This window comes from Hymenobacter glacialis (assembly GCF_001816165.1).
GTDB lineage: Bacteria > Bacteroidota > Bacteroidia > Cytophagales > Hymenobacteraceae > Hymenobacter > Hymenobacter glacialis.
Genome location: NZ_MDZC01000112.1, coordinates 38,742 through 57,685 on the forward strand (window position 1 = coordinate 38,742; position 18,944 = coordinate 57,685).

An 18,944-nucleotide genomic window follows, 5' to 3' on the forward strand; every position below is an offset into this window, starting at 1 on the left:
GACGGCTGGTGTTACTGCAGTTTCGGCGTCACGTTCATGTTGGCGTAGCAAAAGCTCCACACGTCGGCCCACTCGTCGATTTGCAGCTTGGTGCTTTTGCCGGCGCCGTGGCCGGCGTTCACGTCGATGCGAATGAGCATGGGGTTGGCGCCGTAGTTGGCCGCCTGCAGGGCCGCTGCGAATTTAAAGGAGTGGGCGGGCACCACCCGGTCGTCGTGGTCGGCGGTGGTGATGAGGGTGGCGGGGTAGTTGGTTTCGGCCTTGAGGTTGTGCAGGGGCGAGAACTGACGCAGGTTTTCAAATTGTGTCCGGTCATCGGACGTGCCGTATTCGGGGGCCCAGTTCCAGCCAATGGTGAACTTCTGGTAGCGGAGCATGTCCATCACGCCCACGGCGGGCAGGGCTACTTTGCAGAGGTCGGGGCGCTGGTTCATGGTGGCGCCCACCAGCAGGCCGCCATTGGAGCCGCCCGCAATGGCAAGGTGGTCGTAGTCGGTGTACTTGTTGGCCTTGAGGTATTCGGCGGCGGCAATGAAGTCGTCGAACACGTTCTGCTTGTTGGGCGTCATGCCGGCCTGGTGCCAGGCCTCGCCGTATTCGCCGCCGCCGCGCAGGTTGGGTACGGCCAGAATGCCGCCGTTTTCCAGCCACAGCATGCGCGCTACTGAGAAGCCCGGCGAGAGCGACACGTTAAAGCCGCCGTAGGCATAGAGGTAGGTAGGGTTATTGCCGTTCAGCGCCACACCTTTCTTGTGCACGATGAACATGGGGATTTTCGTGCCGTCCCTGCTGGGATAAAAAACCTGCGTGGTCACGTAATCCTGCGGGTTCACGTCCACCTTGGGGGCCCGGAACACGGTGCTGGTATTGGTGGCCGGGTCGTACTTATAAATGGTGGTGGGGTAGGTGAAAGACGTGAAGGCGTAGTACACCACCTTGTCGGCGCGCCGGCCACCGAAGCCGCTGGCCGTGCCAATGGCCGGTAACTGCACCTCGTGCTGAAACTGACCCAACTCCGAGTACACCTTCACCTGCGAGCTGGCATCGTGCAGGTAGCTGGCAATAAGGCGGCCGCCCACCTGGCTCACGCTTTCCAGCTTGTTCTGGGTTTCGGGCAGCACGTCGTGCCAGTTGGCTTCCTGCGGCTTTTTGGGGTCGATGCGCACCACACGGTAGCGCGGCGCTTTGTAGTTGGTGAGCACTAGTACCTCGCCGCCCACGTTGCCGACCAGGGTGTTATTCGACTCGTATGAGGCCAGGAGCGTGGTCCAGGACGCCGCCTGTTTGGGGTCGGTGAGGTCGCGCACCTGTAGGCGGTTGCCGTCCGATTTGCCATCGGTGAGGTACAGGGCCAGGAACCGTTCGTCCTCCGTAGCGCCCGCAATGCGGAAGCCGAGGGCCATTTTAGGGTCTTCGTACACCAGCTTGTCCGCCGACTGTGGCGTGTTGAGCTGGTGGAAGTACACCTTGTGGAATTCGTTTTTGCCGGACAGGTTGTTCTCGCCGGCTTTGGGCGCGTCGTAACGGCTGTAGTAGAAACCGGTTTTGGTCCAGGACGTGCCGGATACTTTCACCCAGGTCAGCTCTTCAGGCAGCAGCTGGTTGGTCTTCAGGTCCAAGATGCGGACCTTGTTCCAGTCCGAGCCGCCGCTGCTGGTGGCGTAGGCCAGGTAGCGGTGGTCGTTGCTGAACTCGCTGCCGGCCAGCGCCGTGGTGCCGTCCTTGGAGAACTTGTTGGGGTCGAGCAGTACCGTGGGCGCCTCGGTGCCCCGCTGTCGGTACAGCACCGGCTGGTTTTGCAGGCCATCGTTCTTGCTGAACACCAGTTCTTCGCCCACCTGCTCCGGCACGCCGTACCGCTCGTAATTCCAGATTTTGGTGAGTCGTTCCCGAATTTTGTCCCGGAAAGGAATCTGGTTCAAATAGGCAAAAGTGACTTCGTTCTGCGCCGCTACCCACGCTTTTGTTTCGGGCGAGTCAAGGTCTTCGAGCCAGCGGTAGGGGTCAGCGACTCTAACGCCGAAATAGGTGTCGGTGGTAGTTGATTGGCGGCTTGCGGGGTATTTCACGGGGGGAAGGGCAATGAGGGCCAGGCCAGCCCTGCGGCTGGGCTCGCCGCTTTCGGGAGTCGTCATTTCAGTAATGGCTTGGTTGCCGGGCAGCGTGTTGGCCTCAGGCTTAGTGGTGGCCCGGCATGCTGCCAGGGTCGCCAGGGCGACGAGCAGCGGAATGGCAGCTTTCATATGATACGAACGGAAGTAAAGCCGGTTGGGCCAGCAACGCGCAGTAGCACAATAGCCTCCTGCATCACTACTTACGGAAGTTAATCCATTTGCACGTCATCGGCAATGGGCTTGGTCGGTCCATTGCTTGCCAATGGCGCCGCCGTAGGCTCCTGCACATGGGCAGGAGCCAGCCCGGCAGGCCCGGCGACCGCAGCCGCAATTAGCTCGGGCAGGTTGGCGCGCAGCCAGCGCAGTTCTTCGTCTACGCGCTGGCTCACCAGGCGTTCCACTTCCAGGCGCTGCGCCGGGGTGAGGTTGGTAGGCGCAGGAGCAGTGGCACTGGCGGCAGGCCCGGCGGCCAGCACCAAGGCCTCGGCCCGCTTCACCCGGGCTACCGAGTCGGCCACAGCGGCACTGGTTTCGGCGGCGGAGGCTTGCGCAGCCTGGGCTGCCTGCTTGGCCGTGAGGGTTTCGCGGCGCTGCTGGCGGCGCCACTGGCCCAGCGTCACGCGGAGCATGATGTAGAGCACCAGGCTTAAAATACCCAGAATAAGGGCCAACGGCCCTGCAAACTGATTGAGCAGGTTGCCCGTGCCAGCGCTTTCGTCAGAGGCTGCGGCTCCACCGGCGGCTTCCCGCTCGGCCACGGCCTGGGCTTCGGCCGCCTCGGCAGGCCCCATGGTGGCCATGGCACCGGTGGCGCTGGTATCGGCGGTTTCGGGCGTCATGGCGGCGGTCACGTCGCCCAGCGGCGTGCCCGATACCACGTAGTTGTTCAGCGCGGCTTCGAGGGCCTCCACACGGGCCATGCGGGCGGGGTCGCGGCGTCGGGCCGGCGAGCCCTTCAATTTGCTGATAATGGCTTTGCTGAGGGCCGCGAGGCGCGCGGGGTTGTCTTTCTTGCCCTGGTAGACGTTGCCCCGGTCTTCAATAGGCTGGTACAGCACGCTGTACACCCGCAGGCTATCGGGCCGAATGCTGGCGGCCAGCGCGGCAAGGTTGCCACCTTCGCAACGCACAGTGCTCTTGAGGTTGGGCCGGCTGGCGTCGTCGTATACAAACCGCACCGTGGCGCACCAGATTTGCACCTTCGACTCGTCTAGGGAAGGCTGGCCCAGAGGCGTTTGGGCCGAGGCCAGCACAGGCAAAGCAACAGCACAGGCGAAAAGCAGACGACGGAAAATCATACGCAGCAAAAGGAATTAGAAACCGAAAAGTACGAACAGGCCGCCCACTACTGCTTTTCTCAGCTATAATCAATCTCGGTATTGTCCCCGATGTTCAGCGAGTGGTTCATGCCGCGGAACGACGCGTCGGAGCCCACAATGCAATCGTGCATTACGGCCGAGCTTAATTCGGAGTACGTGCCGATGATGGAGTCGGTGAGGATGCAGTTTTTGATGATGGTTTTGTCGCCGATGGCCACGTTGGGGCCGATGATGGAATGCGAAATCTGGCAGCCGCGCCCGATGCTGACCGGTGGGATAATCACAGCGTCCGGAAACTCGGAGTAGTCGCGCGACTCCAGAAACTCGGCGGTGTTGAGCAGGCGGGCGTTGGCTTCGAGCAGCGTTTCCTTGCGGCCGCAGTCAAACCAGTTGTCTACCGAAGCCGTGGTCATCGCTTCACCTTCCTCGATGAGGTGCATGAGGGCGTCGGTGAGCTGGAATTCGCCGTGGGTGCGCACGTCGGTTTCGCGCAGCCATTCGAGCGCTTTGGCAAAATTTTCGGGGTAGGCCAGCTTGTAGAGGCCCACCATGGCGTAGTTCGACTTCGGGATTTTGGGTTTCTCCACCACCTTGCTCACGCGGCCGCCGGCGCCGGTTTCCACCAGCCCAAACATGCTGGGCGTCTTCACCTCTTTCACGGCCAGCACCGAGCCAGGTGTGGCCAGCAGGGCGGGCAGGTCCACGTCCACAATGGTATCGCCGAGCATAATGAGTACGCCGTCGGTGTCGTGGCGGAACTCCTCGCGGGCCAGCCACAGGGCGTGGCCAATGCCCTCGCGGGGTTCCTGCACCACGAAGGTGGCGTTGAGGTCGGGGTAATGGCGGCGCACGTAGCGCACGATTTTATCGCCCAGGTACCCCACAATGAACACGAATTCGGTGAGGCCAGCGGTCTGGAGCCGGTCGATGATGTGACCCAGGATGGTATTGCCAGCTACCGGCACCAGGCTTTTGGGCTGGGTGTGGGTGTGGGGGCGCAGGCGCGACCCAATGCCGGCAACGGGAATAATAGCTTTCATTATCGAAAAGGGGGGAAGCGGAAAAGGGACAGCCGGGCAAGCCCGGCTATGAAGCAAGCTACAACTACTACGGCCAAGCTACGTACTTTGCGCCAAGCTCGGAACCAACCCGATTTGCGGGCCTGTGGTTTTCTGCGGCCACAACGTGCAGCTTCTTTATCCAACCCCCTTCACACCCCACCCCACCATGAAACGCTTTCTTCTTTATTTCGCGGGCATCGCCCTGTTGCTCACCCAATCTTCCTGCGGCTACAACGGCATGGTGGAGCGCGACCAGAACGTGAAAACCAAATGGGCCCAGGTGCAAAGCCAGTACCAGCGCCGTTCCGACCTCATTCCCAACCTGGTAAACACCGTGAAGGGCGCCGCCAAGCAGGAGCAAACCACCCTCACCGCCGTAATGGAAGCGCGGGCTAAAGCCACCAGCGTGCAACTCAGCGCCGACCAGCTCACCCCCGAAAACATCAAGCGCTTTCAGGAAGCCCAAAGCCAGCTTTCGTCCGGCCTGGGCCGCCTGCTGGCCGTGTCGGAAAACTACCCCGAGCTGAAGACCAACGCCAACTTCCAAGAGCTGCAAGCCCAGATTGAAGGCACTGAAAACCGCATTGCTGTAGCCCGTGACAACTTCAACGGCTCGGTGCAGGAATACAATACTTTTACCAAGCGCTTCCCCAACAACCTGTTTGCGGGTATGTTCGGCTTCCAGCCCAAAGGCTATTTCGAAGCCGACGCCGGTGCGGGCAAGGCACCCACGGTACAGTTCTAGAAATGTTGAGGCTTGAATTTTGAGTGTTGAGTCAGGAATGCCAGCCAGTCGGGTCGACCGTGACCCACCTGTAGCCATTCCTGATTCAACACTCAACCCTTAAAACTCAACACGCAATAGAATGAAATCCCTTCTCACCCCCGAACAGGACGCGGCCCTGGTGGCAGCCATTCGGCAAGCCGAGACGATGACTTCGGGCGAAATCCGGGTGCATTTGGAAGACTCCTGCCCCACGCCCGAGCCATTGGACCGCGCCGCACAGGTATTTGGCGAGCTCAACATGCACAAGACCGCGGCCCGCAACGGCGTGCTGTTTTACCTGGCGTGGCAGAGCCGGCAGTTTGCCGTGATTGGCGATTCGGCCATCAATGCAGCCGTGCCCGATGAATTCTGGGAAACGACCAAGGAAGCCGTGCTGGAGCAATTCCGGCACGAGAAGTACGTACTGGGCCTGGAGCGCGGCATTACCATGGTGGGCGAGCAACTCAAGCGCTACTTCCCCTACGATGCCCATACCGACCAGAACGAGCTGGACGATTCTATCTCTTTCGGCGGCCCCAAGCCGTCTTCCGACGCATGAAAAATACGGTGGCTAACGCCCAGCTGTTGAAGCCACGTGGCGGAGTGCCCGGCTTGCGGATGGCGATGGGGCCGCTCTGGCGCCCGTTGCTGCTCCTGCTGCTGTGGGTATTGCCGGCAGTGCTGGCCTCGGCCCAAACCATTCCGCCGCGACCTAACCCGCCGCGCCTAATCAACGACTTGGCCAACCTGATGCAGCCCGGCGAAGCCGATGCGCTGGAACGCAAGCTGGTGGCCTACAACGACAGCACGACGTCGCAGATTGCCGTGGTAACCGTGCCCACCCTGGAAGGTGACGAAATAGCCAGCTACGCCCAGAAGCTATACCAGGCCTGGGGCATTGGTGGCAAGGAAAACAACAACGGCATTCTGATTCTGGTGGCCAACCAGGAGCACGTAGCCCGCATCCAGACCGGCTACGGCCTGGAAGGCGCCGTGCCCGACGCCATCGCCAAGCGCATCATAAGCAATACGTTGGTGCCGGCTTTCCGCCAAAACCAGTACTACGCCGGCCTCGACCGGGCCACCGACCAACTCATTGCCCTGGCCAAGGGCGAGTACAAGGCCGACTCGGAAGACGTGCGACCCCAGCGCGGGCGCGGGACTTCTGGCTCCGGCCCACCGTTCTGGCTCATTATCGGCGCTCTGGTGCTTGTCTTCTTTTTTCTGCGTAAGCGCGGCGGCGGCGGCGGGCGCGGCAACCGTGGCATGGGCGGCGGCTTCATTCCACCCATTCTGTTCGGCGGCGGCTTCGGCGGTGGCGGCGGGTTTGGTGGTGGCGGCGGTGGATTTGGTGGCGGTGGTGGCGGCTTCGGCGGGTTTGGGGGCGGCAGCAGCGGCGGCGGCGGCGCCAGCGGCAGCTGGTAGCCGAAGCCCGGTATCTGCAAGCGTTTGATAGTAAAGAGGCCCGTCCTGCGTAGCACGACGGGCCTCTTTACTTCCGCTTGTGTGGTGTTGGCCGCTGCAAATGCTCATGAGCTGAAGTAGGGATTCTGGCTTGAGCACTGCATGCGCAATCCCGCCCGGCCCCGCGACATTAGTTGGCCCTGTAGCGATTTGCTCAACCTTTTGAGCGAGGCCACAGTATCAGCAAGTATCCGGCAGTGCCAAGACGGTTTGCCGCTTCTTTTACCCTTCGTTTCAAATCCATGAACACTTCCCGGTTTACTCTCTTCCTTTTTCTCGGTGTACTGGCTACTTCCCTCACGGGCTGCGATGCCATCGGTACCATCTTCAAAACCGGTTTCTACGGCGGCATTATCGCCGTGGTGGTGGTGCTACTGCTCGTGTTTTGGCTAGTGAACAAAATGCGCAGCCGCAGCTAATGCAGCCTGCTGTTCCCCCGTGCATAAAAAAAGCGTGGCCCCAGGAAGGGGCCACGCTTTTTTTATGCGGGAAGCGTTGCGTTAGGCCACTGCTTTGTCTTCGGCCTTTTTGGTGGGCATAGTGCCAATGATGTGGTCCCAGAGCGTGCTCGACACACCAAAGGCCACTTCGTCCTGCCGGTAGTGGTGCTGGCTGTGGTGCGTCCACCACACTTTCAGGAAGTTTTTGGGCGGCGAATAGGCGTGAATGGCATAGTGCACAAACAGGTACATGGCATACCCAAACGTGAAGCCCGATAGCAACCCAAACGCGTAGGAACCAAAGCTAAAGCGGAAGATGAAGAACAGCAGCGACGCTACAAAGACCGTGAGGATGGGCGGCATGGCCAGCCGCGTCTTGTCCTTGGGGTACTCGTGGTGCACGCCGTGAAAGGTGTACTGAAACTTGGCCCGGCCCGGGGTAGTGGCCGGAATGTGGTACAGATAGCGGTGCACCGCGTATTCCGCGAAGGTGAACGCGAACAGGCCAATCAAAAAAAGCCCCAGGGCCGTCAACCCCGTCATAAAGCCCTGGGTGAGGCCATAATAGAGGCTCACCGCGGCCGTGGCCGCGAAAATGCCTACCGGCAACGCAATGTGCGTGTGTGAAAGCCGCTCCAGAACAGGGTTTTTAAATAGCTGCGCCGAGCCCTTGTGCTTAGGCCTAACGGGGGCGGCAGCGGTGGCAGGCGTGATGGTAACGACGGATTCTTCGGTTGATACTGATTGCATAGAGGTAGCGAACGTCAGACTATGGTAATTTGCAAAATTACGAGCCAAGCGGTAATATATCGGCTCAGCCCAGGGCGATGCCCGCAGCGGCCAACTGCGCTGCTACAGCCGCAGCCGTGCACGCATCGGCCGGGCAGCGCAGTTGGGCTTGCTGGTAAAACTGCGTACGTATGCTAAGGGTTTCATGTAGCCACTTTTCGCTGGGGCCACTGGTGGCCAGCAGGGGGCGGCTATTGGTTTCGGCCGCTGCGGCCAAGCGGGCCGTGAGCACGGCCACCGGCACGTCCAGCCACACGGTAACTCCGCTGTTTTTCAGTACTGTGAGATTGTGATGGAAACAGGGGGTGCCGCCGCCGGTAGCCAACACCAGCGGCCCCGCCTGGGCGGCAATCTCGCGCAGCGTATCAGCTTCGAGCTGCCGAAAGTAGGCTTCGCCGTGCTGCAGAAAAATGGCCGAAACCACCTGGCCCGCCCGCGCCACAATCTCGGCGTCGAGGTCCAGGAAGGGCACGCCCAGGTGCTCGGCCAGGGCCCGGCCCAGTGTGGTTTTGCCCGAGCCGGGCATGCCGATTAAATAGATTTTCAAGGCCTAGCTGAGTTTCACGCGCGGGTCGAGCACGGCATACAACACGTCGACCACAATATTTATGACCACAAAAAGGGCAGCTACAAACAGCGTAGCGCCCATCACCACGGGGAAGTCCAGGTTCTCTACGGCCCGCAGCGTCACGGTGCCCAGGCCTTTCCAGTTGAAGATGTACTCGATGAAAAACGCGCCCGCCATGAGCGACGCCAGCCATCCCGACACCGCTGTTACCACCGGGTTGAGGGCGTTGCGCAGGGCGTGGTGCAGCACGGTGGCCCGCCGGCTCAGGCCCTTGGCCCGCGCCGTGCGGATGTAGTCCTGGCTCAGTACGTCGAGCATGCTGGAGCGCGTGAGCTGCGTGATAATAGCCAATGGCCTAATGCCCAATGCAATGGCCGGCAGCAGTAGGTTGCGTAGCACCAAGTGGCTCTCGCCCGTAAACGGGTCGGTTTCGTAAAGCTGGCCGGTAAGACTAAGGCCCGTCCAGTGGCTCCAGTAGAAGCCGAATGTGACGGCAATGACGATGGCGGCCACAAACGACGGCACCGAAATGCCCAGCACCGAGGTGGTTACCAGCGTGCGGTCGAGCACGGACTGGGGCCGCAGCGCCGCCGCCACCCCAAACGCCACGCCCCCCGCACTGGCAATGAGCATGGCGGCCAGCGCCAGCCACATGGTGCCGGGGAAATAGTCGAGCAGGATGCTCAGCACGTCTTTGTTGCTTTGGAAAGAGCGGCGCAGGTACGGCGTTTTCAGCACCAGCGCCTGGCTGCCCAGCGGCAGCAGCGCCACGCCGCCGTAGCGCGCCTGGCCGGCCGAGTCGCGCGGGTGCAGGCCCAGCGGCGACACGTCGTTGAGGTAGCCCGCCAGGCGGGCGGGCAGCGGTTTGTCCAGGCCGAGGTCGGCGGTAATGGCGGCTTTGGTGGCCAAGTCGGAGCGCTGACCGGCCAGCAGGGCGGCCGGGTCGCCGGGCAGCACGTTGAACAGCAGGAACACCGTGCAGGCCACTCCCACCAACACCAGCAGGCCCTGAGCCAGGCGACGTAAGATAAAAGAGAGCATGGGGGGAGCGAGGTAGTCGGCCAGAAAGGTACGGCTTGCCAGGTGCCAGGGCATCATGCAGAGCCTGGCGAAGCCTGTTCGCTGCGTTAGTAAGTCGTTTTACTGGTGCGGCAGAGAGGCTCCGGCAAGCGGACGCCCGATGGGCGTGACGTTCTGGTTTTGCCTGTTCGGAGGTCTTCTTAGAAGGTGCGAGCCAGGGCTTTGTCTACCTCAAACAGTTCAGGGATGTCGTGGTAATGGTACTTGGCCTGCACCACGCCATTGCTCAGAAGAACCAAGCCGGGATTGGAGCGAATGATGGACTTGAGCACTGTGGCGTCGGCAAAGTAATAGGGGCCGGGCAGGTTCACGTCGTGCCGAAACGCATCAAACTTGGCCGGGCTGGTGCTGGTGATGGTGAGCGCCGTGATGTTTTTGCGCGACTTGGCAGTGGCCGTCATCAGGGCATTGATGGCGACAAACCGGTCGCGGTCGGTCTTGTTGGTGTTTTGCACAATGAGCACCAACTTGTTGCCCTTGAGCAAGTCGCCGGTGTAGGAATTGCCGTTTACGTCCGAAACTTCAAAGTCGGTGATGACCGGCAGCGACTTCTCCGGGTTCAGCACCGTCATGGCCTGGTACTGCCAGGTGGTGTCGGTGGGGTATTGCTCAAATTCCTTGGTTTCACCGTTGCGCGTCATGGTGTAGCGGTAGCGGGCGGGCTCAGCAGGCTTCATGAGCTTGCCAATATCGTTGCCCACTTTATAGGGCAGAAAGTCGAAATAGGGGAGGTGGCCCAGCGCCCGCACCCCAATGCCAATGGCAATGGCCGAGACGAACGTCATGGTCATAATGCCCTGCGTGCCCTGCACGTAGGCATGCCGCAAAAACCGCTGATTGAAAAACACCACGGCCCACAGCACCATCAGAAACACGTCCTTGGCGAAGGACGTCCAAGGCGTGAGCTTGATAAAGTCACCGAAGCAGCCGCAATCGGTTACCTTATTGAAGGCCGCCGAATAGAAGGTGAGGAAGGTGAAAAACACCAGCAGCCCCAGCAGCACCCACATCACGTAGCGCATGTGCCAGCGCAGGAGCAGGGCCACGCCCAAAATCACCTCCATGGAGCTGAGCAGGATGGAGAGCGTGCGCGCGATGCCCTTAAAATAGAGGAAGAAGGAGCCGAAATCGACAGCAAACACTTCGAAATATTCCTCCAGCTTAATAGCCGTGCCCACTGGGTCGTTCAGCTTGATAAGACCGGAAAAAACAAACAACGCCCCCAGCAAAAACCACGATACGCGGGTGATGGTGCGAAGCAGGTGCGGCGTCGGCGCGTTCTGGTACTGGAAATTGGAGTTGGCATAAGACAAAGTAAGCCCGTACCAAACGGCTAGGCAACGCGCAAAGTTTGGTTTAAGATAAGGAGGGTTGGCAGCCCGGTTCTGCTGCACGTGCCGAAGCAGGCCCGTCTGCATCGGCGGGGGCCGCGCGGTCTCAGCCTTCGCCGCGCAAAATCAGGGCAAATACGGCGTAGTTCAGCATGTCGCGGTAGCTGCCTTCCACGCTTTCGCTCACCCAGGCATCGCCGCCAATGTCCTCCAGCTGCTTCACGCGGTGTAGCTTCATCAGAATCAGGTCGGTGATGCTGGCCACGCGCATCTGGCGCCAGGCTTCGCCGTAGTCGTGGTTTTTGGCCAGCAGCAGGCGGCGGTTTTCGGCGGCTTCGTGGTCGTAGGCAGCGGCCACGGCCTCGGCACTCATATCCAGCGGGGTACCGGCGGGCAGGTGCAGCTGCATCAGGGCAATGAGGCAGTAGTTGATAATAGCCACAAACTCCTCGTTCACATCGTCGGCCACCAGTTGCACGCCGGTTTCCTGAATGGTGCGAATGCGGTTGGCTTTGATAAAAATCTGGTCCGTGACCGACGGCAGGCGCAGAATGCGCCAAGCCGTGCCGTAGTCGTGGGTTTTGGCCAGAAACAGGGTGCGGCAGCGGGCCAGCAGCAGGTCGTAGTGGTCGGGAGTTTGCACGGTTAGGGCAGGGGAAAGAGGGCAGGGGGGGGGATTGGGATTGTAATCAGGTGCCCATTGCCGCCGCAAGTTCGCTACCGGCTATGGATATTGAGCCCTTATTCTACCTGGCCACGCCCATGCCCTCCTATTTGCCCACCCTCTTGCCCTCCTGCCCCAATTCGCTCCTCAGCCCCCACGGCCGGTTGCTCAGTCTGCACCAGCCGCAGGTGATGGGCATCCTCAACCTCACGCCCGACTCGTTTTTTGCCGGCAGCCGCGTGGCTTCGGAACAAGACCTGCTGGCGCGCGCCGCCGCCATGCTGGCCGCCGGAGCCGCCGTGCTCGACCTGGGCGCCTACAGTACCCGCCCCGGCGCCGCCGATATTTCGGAGGCCGAAGAAACCCAGCGGCTGCTGCCCGCCGTGCAGGCCCTGCGCCGCGAGTTCCCGCAAGCCTTTCTTTCCGTCGACACCTTTCGGGCCCGCGTGGCCCACGCCGCGGTGCTGGCCGGCGCCGACATGGTGAACGACGTGGGCGGCGGCACCCTCGACGCGGCCATGTTTGCCACCGTGGGCCGCCTGCGGGCCCCCTACGTGCTGATGCACCTGCGCGGCACGCCCCAAAACATGGCCCAGCTCACGCACTACGACGAAGACCTGGTGCTCACCCTGTTGCGCCACTTTCGCGACGGCCTTGTGGCCCTGCGCCGGGCCGGCGTGGTCGATGTGCTGCTCGACCCCGGCTTCGGTTTTGCCAAAACCGCCGCCCAGAGCCACGAGCTGCTGCGCCGCCTGCCCGAGCTGCAGGCTCTGGGCCGGCCCGTGCTGGTTGGGCTGTCGCGCAAGAAAATGGTGTACGGGCCGCTGGGGCTCAGCCCCGAGGCGGCCCTCAACGGCACCACCGCCCTGCACATGGTGGCGCTGCAGGGCGGGGCCCGGCTGCTGCGGGCGCACGACGTGGCCGAAGCACATCAAACCATACAATTATTTGCCAATACCTTTTCAATGGCGGAATAAAGGCCGTAATTTGAATTTTGGTAGGCTTGCCGTGCAACGGCCCCACTCCGGAGCGTCTTTTGTACCCACGGCCCCCTGCCTGCCGCTCTCTTCTTCAGCCCCGCCATATGTCCGGCCCTTTCCCCATCAATTTCCTGCATTTCGGCTGGATTGACGCGGCCGATGTGTTTTTGGTTACCATCCTGCTCTACCAGCTCTACAAGCTGCTGCGCGGGTCGGTGGCCCTGAATGTGGCCCTGGGCCTGGTGTCCGTCTACCTGCTCTACCTCGTGGTGAAAGCCACCGGCATGGAGCTGCTCACCAAAATTCTGGGGCAGTTTATGAGCGTGGGCGTGCTGGCCAGCATCATTCTGTTTCAGCAGGAAATCCGGCGGTTTCTGCTGAGCGTGGGCAAGGCCACGGCCCTGGAACGGGTGCGCGGCTGGAAGTGGGGCCGCCCCGCCCCGGCCACGCCCCTATCTGTAGGGCCTTTCGTGGAAGCCGCCAAAAGCCTTTCCAACAAGTTTACCGGGGCCCTCATCTGCTTTGCCCAGGCTTCCGACCTCAGCCCGTATGCCGAGTCCGGCGACCGGCTCGACGCTGAAATCAGCAAACGGCTGCTGCTTTCCATTTTCAATAAAACCAGCCCCCTGCACGACGGCGCCGTGATTGTAGCCAACGGCCGCATTCAGGCTGCCCGCTGCATACTGCCCGTGAGCGAAAACCCCGACGTGCCTGCCTCGCTTGGCCTGCGTCACCGGGCCGCCATCGGCCTGAGCGAAGTAACCGACGCGGTGGTGCTGGTGGTGAGCGAAGAAACCGGCGCCATGAGCTTGGTGTATCATGGCGCAGTATATCGCAACCTGGCCACCGCCGAGCTGCGCAACCGTCTCAATGAGTGGCTACTAAGTAACGGTGCCAGCCGCTCGGCTGCCAACTCCGGCAGTCCGGTAGGCGTGAAAGCGGCCTGAGCAGTGCAGCGGCAGTGATGCGACGACTACGGCCGGTGGGCGCCATCTGCACCCGGCTGTAACCCTGCCCGAGGAGCTTCGTTTAAGCTAATGTAATTAGTTTGAAGCTTCCAATAAATTTAGTTATATGAAAATCTCAGTTGACGCAGGCCAGGACAAAGGCTTCCTGCCCGACGGCCGCCATACGGTCGAAATCACCGCTATCGAGGAAGGCAGCAGCGAGCACCAGAACGTGCCCTTCTTCGCCGCTCGCATGGAAAGCGAAGACGGCTATGTGTCGCAGCGCTTTTACAATTCCGAGGCCGGCCACCCCATCATCCTGCAGCTGTACTCGGCCGTGGGCATCAAGCCCGAAGAAGGCAAAGACCTCGACACCAAGCAGCTCATTGGTAAGCGCCTGTCGGTAGAAGTGAGCGACCATTCCTACGCCGACCCCGTGAGCGGCAACGAGCGCAGCGTGCGCCAAGCTACGGGCTTCAAAGCCCTTTAAGTACGAATGCAGCGGTAAGCGTATGCTCTGGTCTGACCGCCCTAGGCGGTCTGACCGGTCGTCGTCAGACCGAAATTGCTGGTGCTTCAACCGGTCAGACCGCCCAGGGCGGTCAGATCAGCAGGCCCGAATCGAATACGGTTACTGCTGCGCCAGCACTTAGCACCGATGCCGACAAGGCCAAAAAAAGCCGCTGCCTTATACAGGCAGCGGCTTTTTTGCGTTTGAATATTCGAGCGGAAATCAGGGTGTGTTCGTCACCGCTTGCTCGCCGCGGGGCGCGGCAGCCGCGGCGCCAGCCTCCTTCAGCGTACCCAGTTCCTGGCCCACGGCGATGAAGGCGGCAATGGCCTTGTCGAGGTGCGCGCGGGTGTGGCCGGCGCTCAGCTGCACCCGGATGCGGGCCTGGCCCTGCGGCACCACGGGGTAGTAGAAGCCCACCACGTAAATGCCCTTATCCAGCATTTTAGCCGCGAATTCCTGGGCCAGCTTGGCGTCATAGAGCATCACGGGCACGATGGGGTGCTGGCCGGGCCGGATGTCGAAGCCGGCGGCCGTCATCTTCTCCCGGAAGTAGGTCGTATTTTCTTCGAGTTGGTCGCGCAGGGCGGTGCTCTCCGTGAGCAGCTGCAGTACGCGCAGCGACGCGCCCACAATGGCCGGGGCCAGCGTATTGGAGAACAGATACGGGCGGCTGCGCTGGCGCAACATGTCGATGATTTCCTTGCGACCCGAGGTGAAGCCGCCCATGGCGCCGCCCAGAGCCTTGCCCAGCGTACCGGTGATGATGTCGACGCGGCCCATCACGTTGCGCAGCTCGTGGGTGCCGCGGCCGGTTTTGCCCAGGAAACCGCTGCTGTGGCACTCATCCACCATCACCAGGGCCTGGTACTTGTCGGCGAGGTCGCAGATGAGGTCGAGCCGGGCAATGGTGCCGTCCATGGAGAACGAGCCGTCGGTGACGATGATGCGGTGGCGCGAGCCCTTGGCCTGGGCGTCCTGGAGCTGCTTTTCCAGGTCGGCCATGTCGTTGTGCTGGTAGCGGTAGCGCTGGGCCTTGCATAGGCGCACGCCGTCGATGATGCTGGCGTGGTTCAGGGCATCGGAAATAATGGCGTCCTGCTCATTGAACAGGGGCTCGAACACGCCCCCGTTGGCGTCGAAAGCCGCGGCATAGAGAATGGTGTCCTCGGTGCCCAGAAACTCGGCCAGCTTCTTTTCCAGCTCTTTGTGAATGTCCTGGGTGCCGCAGATGAAGCGCACCGACGACAGGCCATAACCGTGCGAGTCGATGGCGGCTTTGGCGGCAGCAATAACCTCGGGGTGCGAGCTCAGGCCCAGGTAGTTGTTGGCGCAAAAGTTCAGCACTTCGCCGGCCTCGTCGGTTTCAATCTCGGCGCCCTGGGGCGAGGTAATGATGCGCTCCTTCTTGAAAAGGCCGGCATCCTTTATTTCCTGAAGCTGCTGCGTAAGGTCGGGCTGGAGAGTGGCGTACATAAGTCGGTGGGAAGTGGTGAGAAGTAGTGAGGCAAAATTACGCCGGTTTATGGCGTTAAATTTTGGTAACGGTTATGCTGCGCGAAGTCGAAGCATCTCTACCGCGGTAGTAAAATTGATTAACGGTACGGTAGAGATGCTTCAACTTCGCGCAGCATGACTGTTCTTTCTACTAGACTTTATTTCGGCTGCCGTGCCATAAACGCCTTCACGCCCTCGCGCCCGCTGTCCATCAGCGCCTTTTTCTCCGCGTCGGTCACCCGCTTTATTTTGGGGCTCAAGCCTAAAAAGTTGATGCTCACGGTGCGTTTCCAATCCCGTGGCTGCACGGGATTGAGGTTTTCAAGGGCCACCGTGTAGAGGGCTCCTATGTAGGTGTCAAGGTCCTGGATGTCGTAGGCTGCCAGCTGGCGGCGGCCGGTGGTGGCCGTATCCATCGGAATCTGCTCGGCGCGGTCAAGGCGCAGGCCCAGGGTTTCGGGGTTGAACACGTTGCCGCTGGCATCGGGCGCGGCGGCGGTGCCGGCGGGCAGGTAGCGCGGCTTGTCGAACATATCGACGGGGTAATTGGCCAGCAGACCGCCATCGACGAGCACCTGCACGGGCTGGCCGGGCGTGGGCGTGCCCGTGATGACGTTGTTCTGCGCATCGAGCAGCACGGCCCGGAAATACAGCGGAATGCTCATGCTGATGCGCACGGCGTCGGCCACGCGCATGGCGGGTGTGGTTTCGTGGCTGAATACCTGCACGCGCTGGGTGGTGAGGTTGGTGCCGGTGGTGTAGAGGTCGCGGAAGCGGGCTGGCTGGGCCTGGGCCAGCGCGTGCAGCTCGCCCAGCGTCAGGTTGGGCTGCTTGGTTTTGCGGGCCACCAGCTCGCTGAGATAGGTGGCAAACTCGTCGCCCCGGTACCAGCCGTACTCTTTTAGCAGCCGGTGGCTACCACCGAAAAAGATGAAGCGGCCGTCGTTGAGGCGCTGCACGGGCGTGGCGTTCACCACCGCAACAATCTCGCTGGCCGAGTAGCCCACTGCCAGCAGTGCCGCCTGAATGGCGCCTGCCGAGGTGCCGCCCACCCGCGTGATGCCTTGCAAAATACCTTGCTGCTCCAGCTCCTGCAGGGCGCCACCGTAGGCAATACCGCGAATACCGCCGCCTTCCATCACCAGGTTGCGGTAGCGGGGTGAGCCAGGAGCTGGCTGGGCACTGGCCGGGCTTCCCGCCAGCAGTGCCCATAAACTGATAAAACTTATTAAAAAAGCGCGCTTGTACATGAAGCCAAATATACCGTAGCGTGCAGCAGGCGCTGTGGCAACGCCCGGCCCGGTATCTTTGCACCCAAACTTCATCCCACTGTCCCACCCAATCCCACCTCCGCGCATGGCCACCACTCCCGGCGACACTGAAACCACTGTTCTACCCGGCTCCGTGCTGGTCATTGGCGCCTGCGGCCAGCTGGGCCTCGAATTGGTGGCCGCCCTGCGCCAGCGCTACGACCCCAACCTGGTGGTAGCCGCCGACGTGCGCCCGCCCAAGAACCCCGAGCTGCTGGCCGGTGGTCCTTTCGAGTTGCTCGACGTGCTCGACCGCTCGCGCCTCGACAAGCTCATTCGTCAGTACCGCCCCAGGCAGATTTACCACCTCGCGGCCCTGCTCTCGGCCACGGCAGAGAAAAACCCCCTTTTCGGCTGGCAGCTGAACATGGACGGCCTGCTCATCGTGCTCGAAGCGGCCGTGGCCCACGGCGTGGCCCAGGTGTACTGGCCCAGCAGCATTGCCGTGTTCGGCCCCGACACCCCGCGCGACAACACCCCGCAGGTCACCATCATGAACCCCAACACGGTGTACGGCATCAGCAAGCTGGCCGGCGAGCAGTGGTGCGAGTGGTATCACCGCAAGCACGGCCTGGACGTGCGCAGCCTGCGCTACCCCGGCCTCATCGGCTACAAGAGCCTGCCCGGCGGCGGCACCACCGACTACGCCGTGGACATCTACCACAAGGCCGTGGCCGGCGAGAATTACGAGTGCTTCCTGAGCGAAGACACCTACCTGCCGATGATGTACATGCCCGACGCGCTGAAAGCCACGTTGGACCTGATGCACGCCCCGGCCGACCAAATCAAGGTACGCACCAGCTACAACCTGGGTGCCATGAGCTTCTCGCCCGCCGAAAGCGCCGCCAGCATTCAGCGCCACCTGCCCGATTTCCAGGTGACCTACAACCCCGATGGCCGCCAGCAAATCGCCGACTCCTGGCCTGCCAGCATCGATGATTCGAAAGCGCGGCAGGACTGGGGCTGGCAGCCCGATTTCGACTTGGACAAAATGACGGCCGACATGCTGCATCATCTGAAGGAAATGCAGTTGGTGTAGCTATTGAGTTGTGAAAAAGCCTCATGTTCAACTTCCAGTGTGGAGTCGGATATGAGGCTTTTTTAATGGCCTATATGTGCCCAATGCGTCCACCTCACCGGTGCTACTCGTCCACTACCACCGCCAGCTTATCAGCAGCGGCGTTAATGGCCAAGCGGCTGGCATTCTTCAGCGGCGCAGGGGCTCCCTTCACCGTCACGGGTTGCCAGGTGCCGCGGGCACCGGGGCAGCGGCTGTAAATCTGTTCGCCGTTGCTCATCAGCATGAGGCCGTTGCGCGTCCAGGCTACGTCTTCCGACTTTGCCAGGCCTGGGGCGATGGTGGTAATGGCGCGGGTCTTCGTGTCGAACCGCTGAATGAGCCAGGTGCCCTCCGGGGTTTGCTGCATAAAGCTGATGGCCGCCTGGTTGGGAATGCGCTTGATGGAGCGCCCAATGTTGCGGGCCACCACGGTGTCGTGGCCAGTGGCCAGGTCGTGGTAGTGCAACTCGTTGACGGGCGTGGCCAGCACAAACAGGAGCAGGCGGGTGCGGTCAATCCAGGCGTGGTAGCCTACTTTCAGGTTGTCAATCAACACGGTGGGCGAGCCGCCGGCCAGGGGGTATTGGCCCAGGTCCTGGTTGCCGTTGTCGCGCTGAATGATGCAGGACAGAAACTGCTGGTCTTGGGTGAGGGTGGGCGAAAATTCCCGCTCGCGGGTGGTGGTAATGGCCTTGCTTTGGGCGGTTTGGTAGTTGTAGGCCCGCAGGTCGGTCCGGCCGCTGTCGGCCAAGGCCGTGTAGTACACCAGCGGCTGGGTGGGGTGGAAGAAGGGCTGGTTGTCGTAGCCCACGTGGGGCGTGATGTTGAGCGGCTTGCTCAGAACCACCTTCGTGCCTTTCACTGCCAGGTCGAAGAGGTGAATGTCGGTGTTCGGCTGGGCCGCCGCTAAGTAGGGAACCAGGCAGCAGCAGAAAGCAACAAGTTTTTTCATCGGGAAGGGGGCAAGAGAGTGAGGAGTAAAGCCCATTTGAATAGAGCAAATCAAAACGTCATGCTGAGCGTAGTCGAAGCATCTTTACTGC

The 18,944-nt window shown here is 61.5% G+C and carries 19 protein-coding genes; 8 read left to right on the plus strand and 11 right to left on the minus strand.

Going from position 1 to position 18,944, the window contains the following annotated elements:
• Positions 1-11: 11 nt before the first annotated feature.
• From BEN48_RS15755 to BEN48_RS15765, 3 genes are all read right to left on the minus strand, one after another.
• Entirely contained in the window at positions 12-2,243 is a 2,232-nt protein-coding gene (locus BEN48_RS15755) for a prolyl oligopeptidase family serine peptidase (RefSeq protein WP_070735937.1), read from the minus strand.
• An 80-nt stretch (positions 2,244-2,323) separates the two neighbouring features.
• On the minus strand, positions 2,324-3,412 hold the full coding sequence (locus BEN48_RS15760) for a hypothetical protein (protein WP_125932691.1): 1,089 nt from the start codon (positions 3,410-3,412) through the stop codon (positions 2,324-2,326).
• Positions 3,413-3,471: 59 nt separating this feature from the next.
• Complete coding sequence (locus BEN48_RS15765) at positions 3,472-4,473, minus strand: sugar phosphate nucleotidyltransferase (RefSeq protein WP_070735939.1); 1,002 nt, start codon at positions 4,471-4,473, stop codon at positions 3,472-3,474.
• A gap of 187 nt (positions 4,474-4,660) precedes the next feature.
• Between BEN48_RS15765 and BEN48_RS15770 the strand changes: the two genes are divergently transcribed.
• The 4 genes from BEN48_RS15770 (at position 4,661) to BEN48_RS19305 (ending at position 7,143) form a co-directional block, all read left to right on the plus strand.
• Positions 4,661-5,239, plus strand: coding sequence for a LemA family protein (locus BEN48_RS15770; protein ID WP_070735940.1), 579 nt, complete (start codon positions 4,661-4,663; stop codon positions 5,237-5,239).
• 121 nt (positions 5,240-5,360) lie between these two features.
• Positions 5,361-5,819 carry a TPM domain-containing protein gene (locus BEN48_RS15775; protein WP_070735941.1) on the plus strand — a complete coding sequence of 153 codons (459 nt, stop codon included), beginning with the start codon at positions 5,361-5,363 and terminating at the stop codon, positions 5,817-5,819.
• Positions 5,816-6,685 carry a TPM domain-containing protein gene (locus BEN48_RS15780; protein WP_241502297.1) on the plus strand — a complete coding sequence of 290 codons (870 nt, stop codon included), beginning with the start codon at positions 5,816-5,818 and terminating at the stop codon, positions 6,683-6,685. Before BEN48_RS15775 ends, BEN48_RS15780 begins: the two co-directional genes overlap by 4 nt.
• 281 nt (positions 6,686-6,966) lie before the next feature.
• The gene (locus tag BEN48_RS19305; protein WP_193408688.1) at positions 6,967-7,143 is read left to right on the plus strand and encodes a hypothetical protein; all 177 of its coding nucleotides are present in this window, start codon (positions 6,967-6,969) and stop codon (positions 7,141-7,143) included.
• Positions 7,144-7,224: 81 nt separating this feature from the next.
• On the opposite strand, the gene BEN48_RS15785 is transcribed toward BEN48_RS19305, so the two are convergent.
• From BEN48_RS15785 to BEN48_RS15805, 5 genes are all read right to left on the minus strand, one after another.
• On the minus strand, positions 7,225-7,914 hold the full coding sequence (locus tag BEN48_RS15785; protein WP_083321128.1) for a sterol desaturase family protein: 690 nt from the start codon (positions 7,912-7,914) through the stop codon (positions 7,225-7,227).
• A 64-nt stretch (positions 7,915-7,978) separates the two neighbouring features.
• Positions 7,979-8,500, minus strand: coding sequence for a shikimate kinase (locus BEN48_RS15790; protein ID WP_125932692.1), 522 nt, complete (start codon positions 8,498-8,500; stop codon positions 7,979-7,981).
• A 3-nt stretch (positions 8,501-8,503) separates the two neighbouring features.
• Complete coding sequence (locus BEN48_RS15795; RefSeq protein WP_070736127.1) at positions 8,504-9,562, minus strand: ABC transporter permease; 1,059 nt, start codon at positions 9,560-9,562, stop codon at positions 8,504-8,506.
• Positions 9,563-9,741: 179 nt separating this feature from the next.
• Positions 9,742-10,914 (minus strand): BT_3928 family protein, encoded by a 1,173-nt coding sequence (locus BEN48_RS15800; protein WP_241502298.1) that lies wholly within the window; start codon positions 10,912-10,914, stop codon positions 9,742-9,744.
• Between the two features lie 124 nt (positions 10,915-11,038).
• On the minus strand, positions 11,039-11,575 hold the full coding sequence (locus tag BEN48_RS15805; RefSeq protein ID WP_070735943.1) for a DUF1599 domain-containing protein: 537 nt from the start codon (positions 11,573-11,575) through the stop codon (positions 11,039-11,041).
• Between the two features lie 83 nt (positions 11,576-11,658).
• Here BEN48_RS15805 and folP point away from each other — a divergent pair, with 83 nt between their 5' ends.
• The 3 genes from folP (at position 11,659) to BEN48_RS15820 (ending at position 14,013) form a co-directional block, all read left to right on the plus strand.
• Positions 11,659-12,573, plus strand: a complete 915-nt coding sequence (gene folP, locus BEN48_RS15810; protein ID WP_317043715.1) for a dihydropteroate synthase — start codon at positions 11,659-11,661, stop codon at positions 12,571-12,573.
• Positions 12,574-12,680: 107 nt separating this feature from the next.
• Complete coding sequence (gene cdaA, locus BEN48_RS15815; RefSeq protein ID WP_070735944.1) at positions 12,681-13,523, plus strand: diadenylate cyclase CdaA; 843 nt, start codon at positions 12,681-12,683, stop codon at positions 13,521-13,523.
• 127 nt (positions 13,524-13,650) lie between these two features.
• A complete protein-coding gene (locus BEN48_RS15820) occupies positions 13,651-14,013 on the plus strand; it encodes a hypothetical protein (protein WP_070735945.1) in 363 nt (120 codons plus the stop codon).
• 243 nt (positions 14,014-14,256) lie between these two features.
• Here the strand turns inward: BEN48_RS15820 and kbl are convergent, their stop codons facing one another.
• Together kbl and BEN48_RS15830 are read right to left on the minus strand one after the other, a co-directional pair.
• Complete coding sequence (gene kbl / locus BEN48_RS15825; RefSeq protein WP_070735946.1) at positions 14,257-15,510, minus strand: glycine C-acetyltransferase; 1,254 nt, start codon at positions 15,508-15,510, stop codon at positions 14,257-14,259.
• A gap of 179 nt (positions 15,511-15,689) precedes the next feature.
• Complete coding sequence (locus BEN48_RS15830) at positions 15,690-16,781, minus strand: patatin-like phospholipase family protein (protein ID WP_070735947.1); 1,092 nt, start codon at positions 16,779-16,781, stop codon at positions 15,690-15,692.
• Between the two features lie 106 nt (positions 16,782-16,887).
• Here BEN48_RS15830 and BEN48_RS15835 point away from each other — a divergent pair, with 106 nt between their 5' ends.
• Positions 16,888-17,880 carry an NAD-dependent epimerase/dehydratase family protein gene (locus BEN48_RS15835; protein ID WP_070735948.1) on the plus strand — a complete coding sequence of 331 codons (993 nt, stop codon included), beginning with the start codon at positions 16,888-16,890 and terminating at the stop codon, positions 17,878-17,880.
• Between the two features lie 103 nt (positions 17,881-17,983).
• Here BEN48_RS15835 and BEN48_RS15840 read toward each other — a convergent pair whose 3' ends face one another.
• Positions 17,984-18,853, minus strand: coding sequence for a TolB family protein (locus BEN48_RS15840; RefSeq protein ID WP_070735949.1), 870 nt, complete (start codon positions 18,851-18,853; stop codon positions 17,984-17,986).
• Between the last annotated feature and the right edge of the window lie 91 nt (positions 18,854-18,944).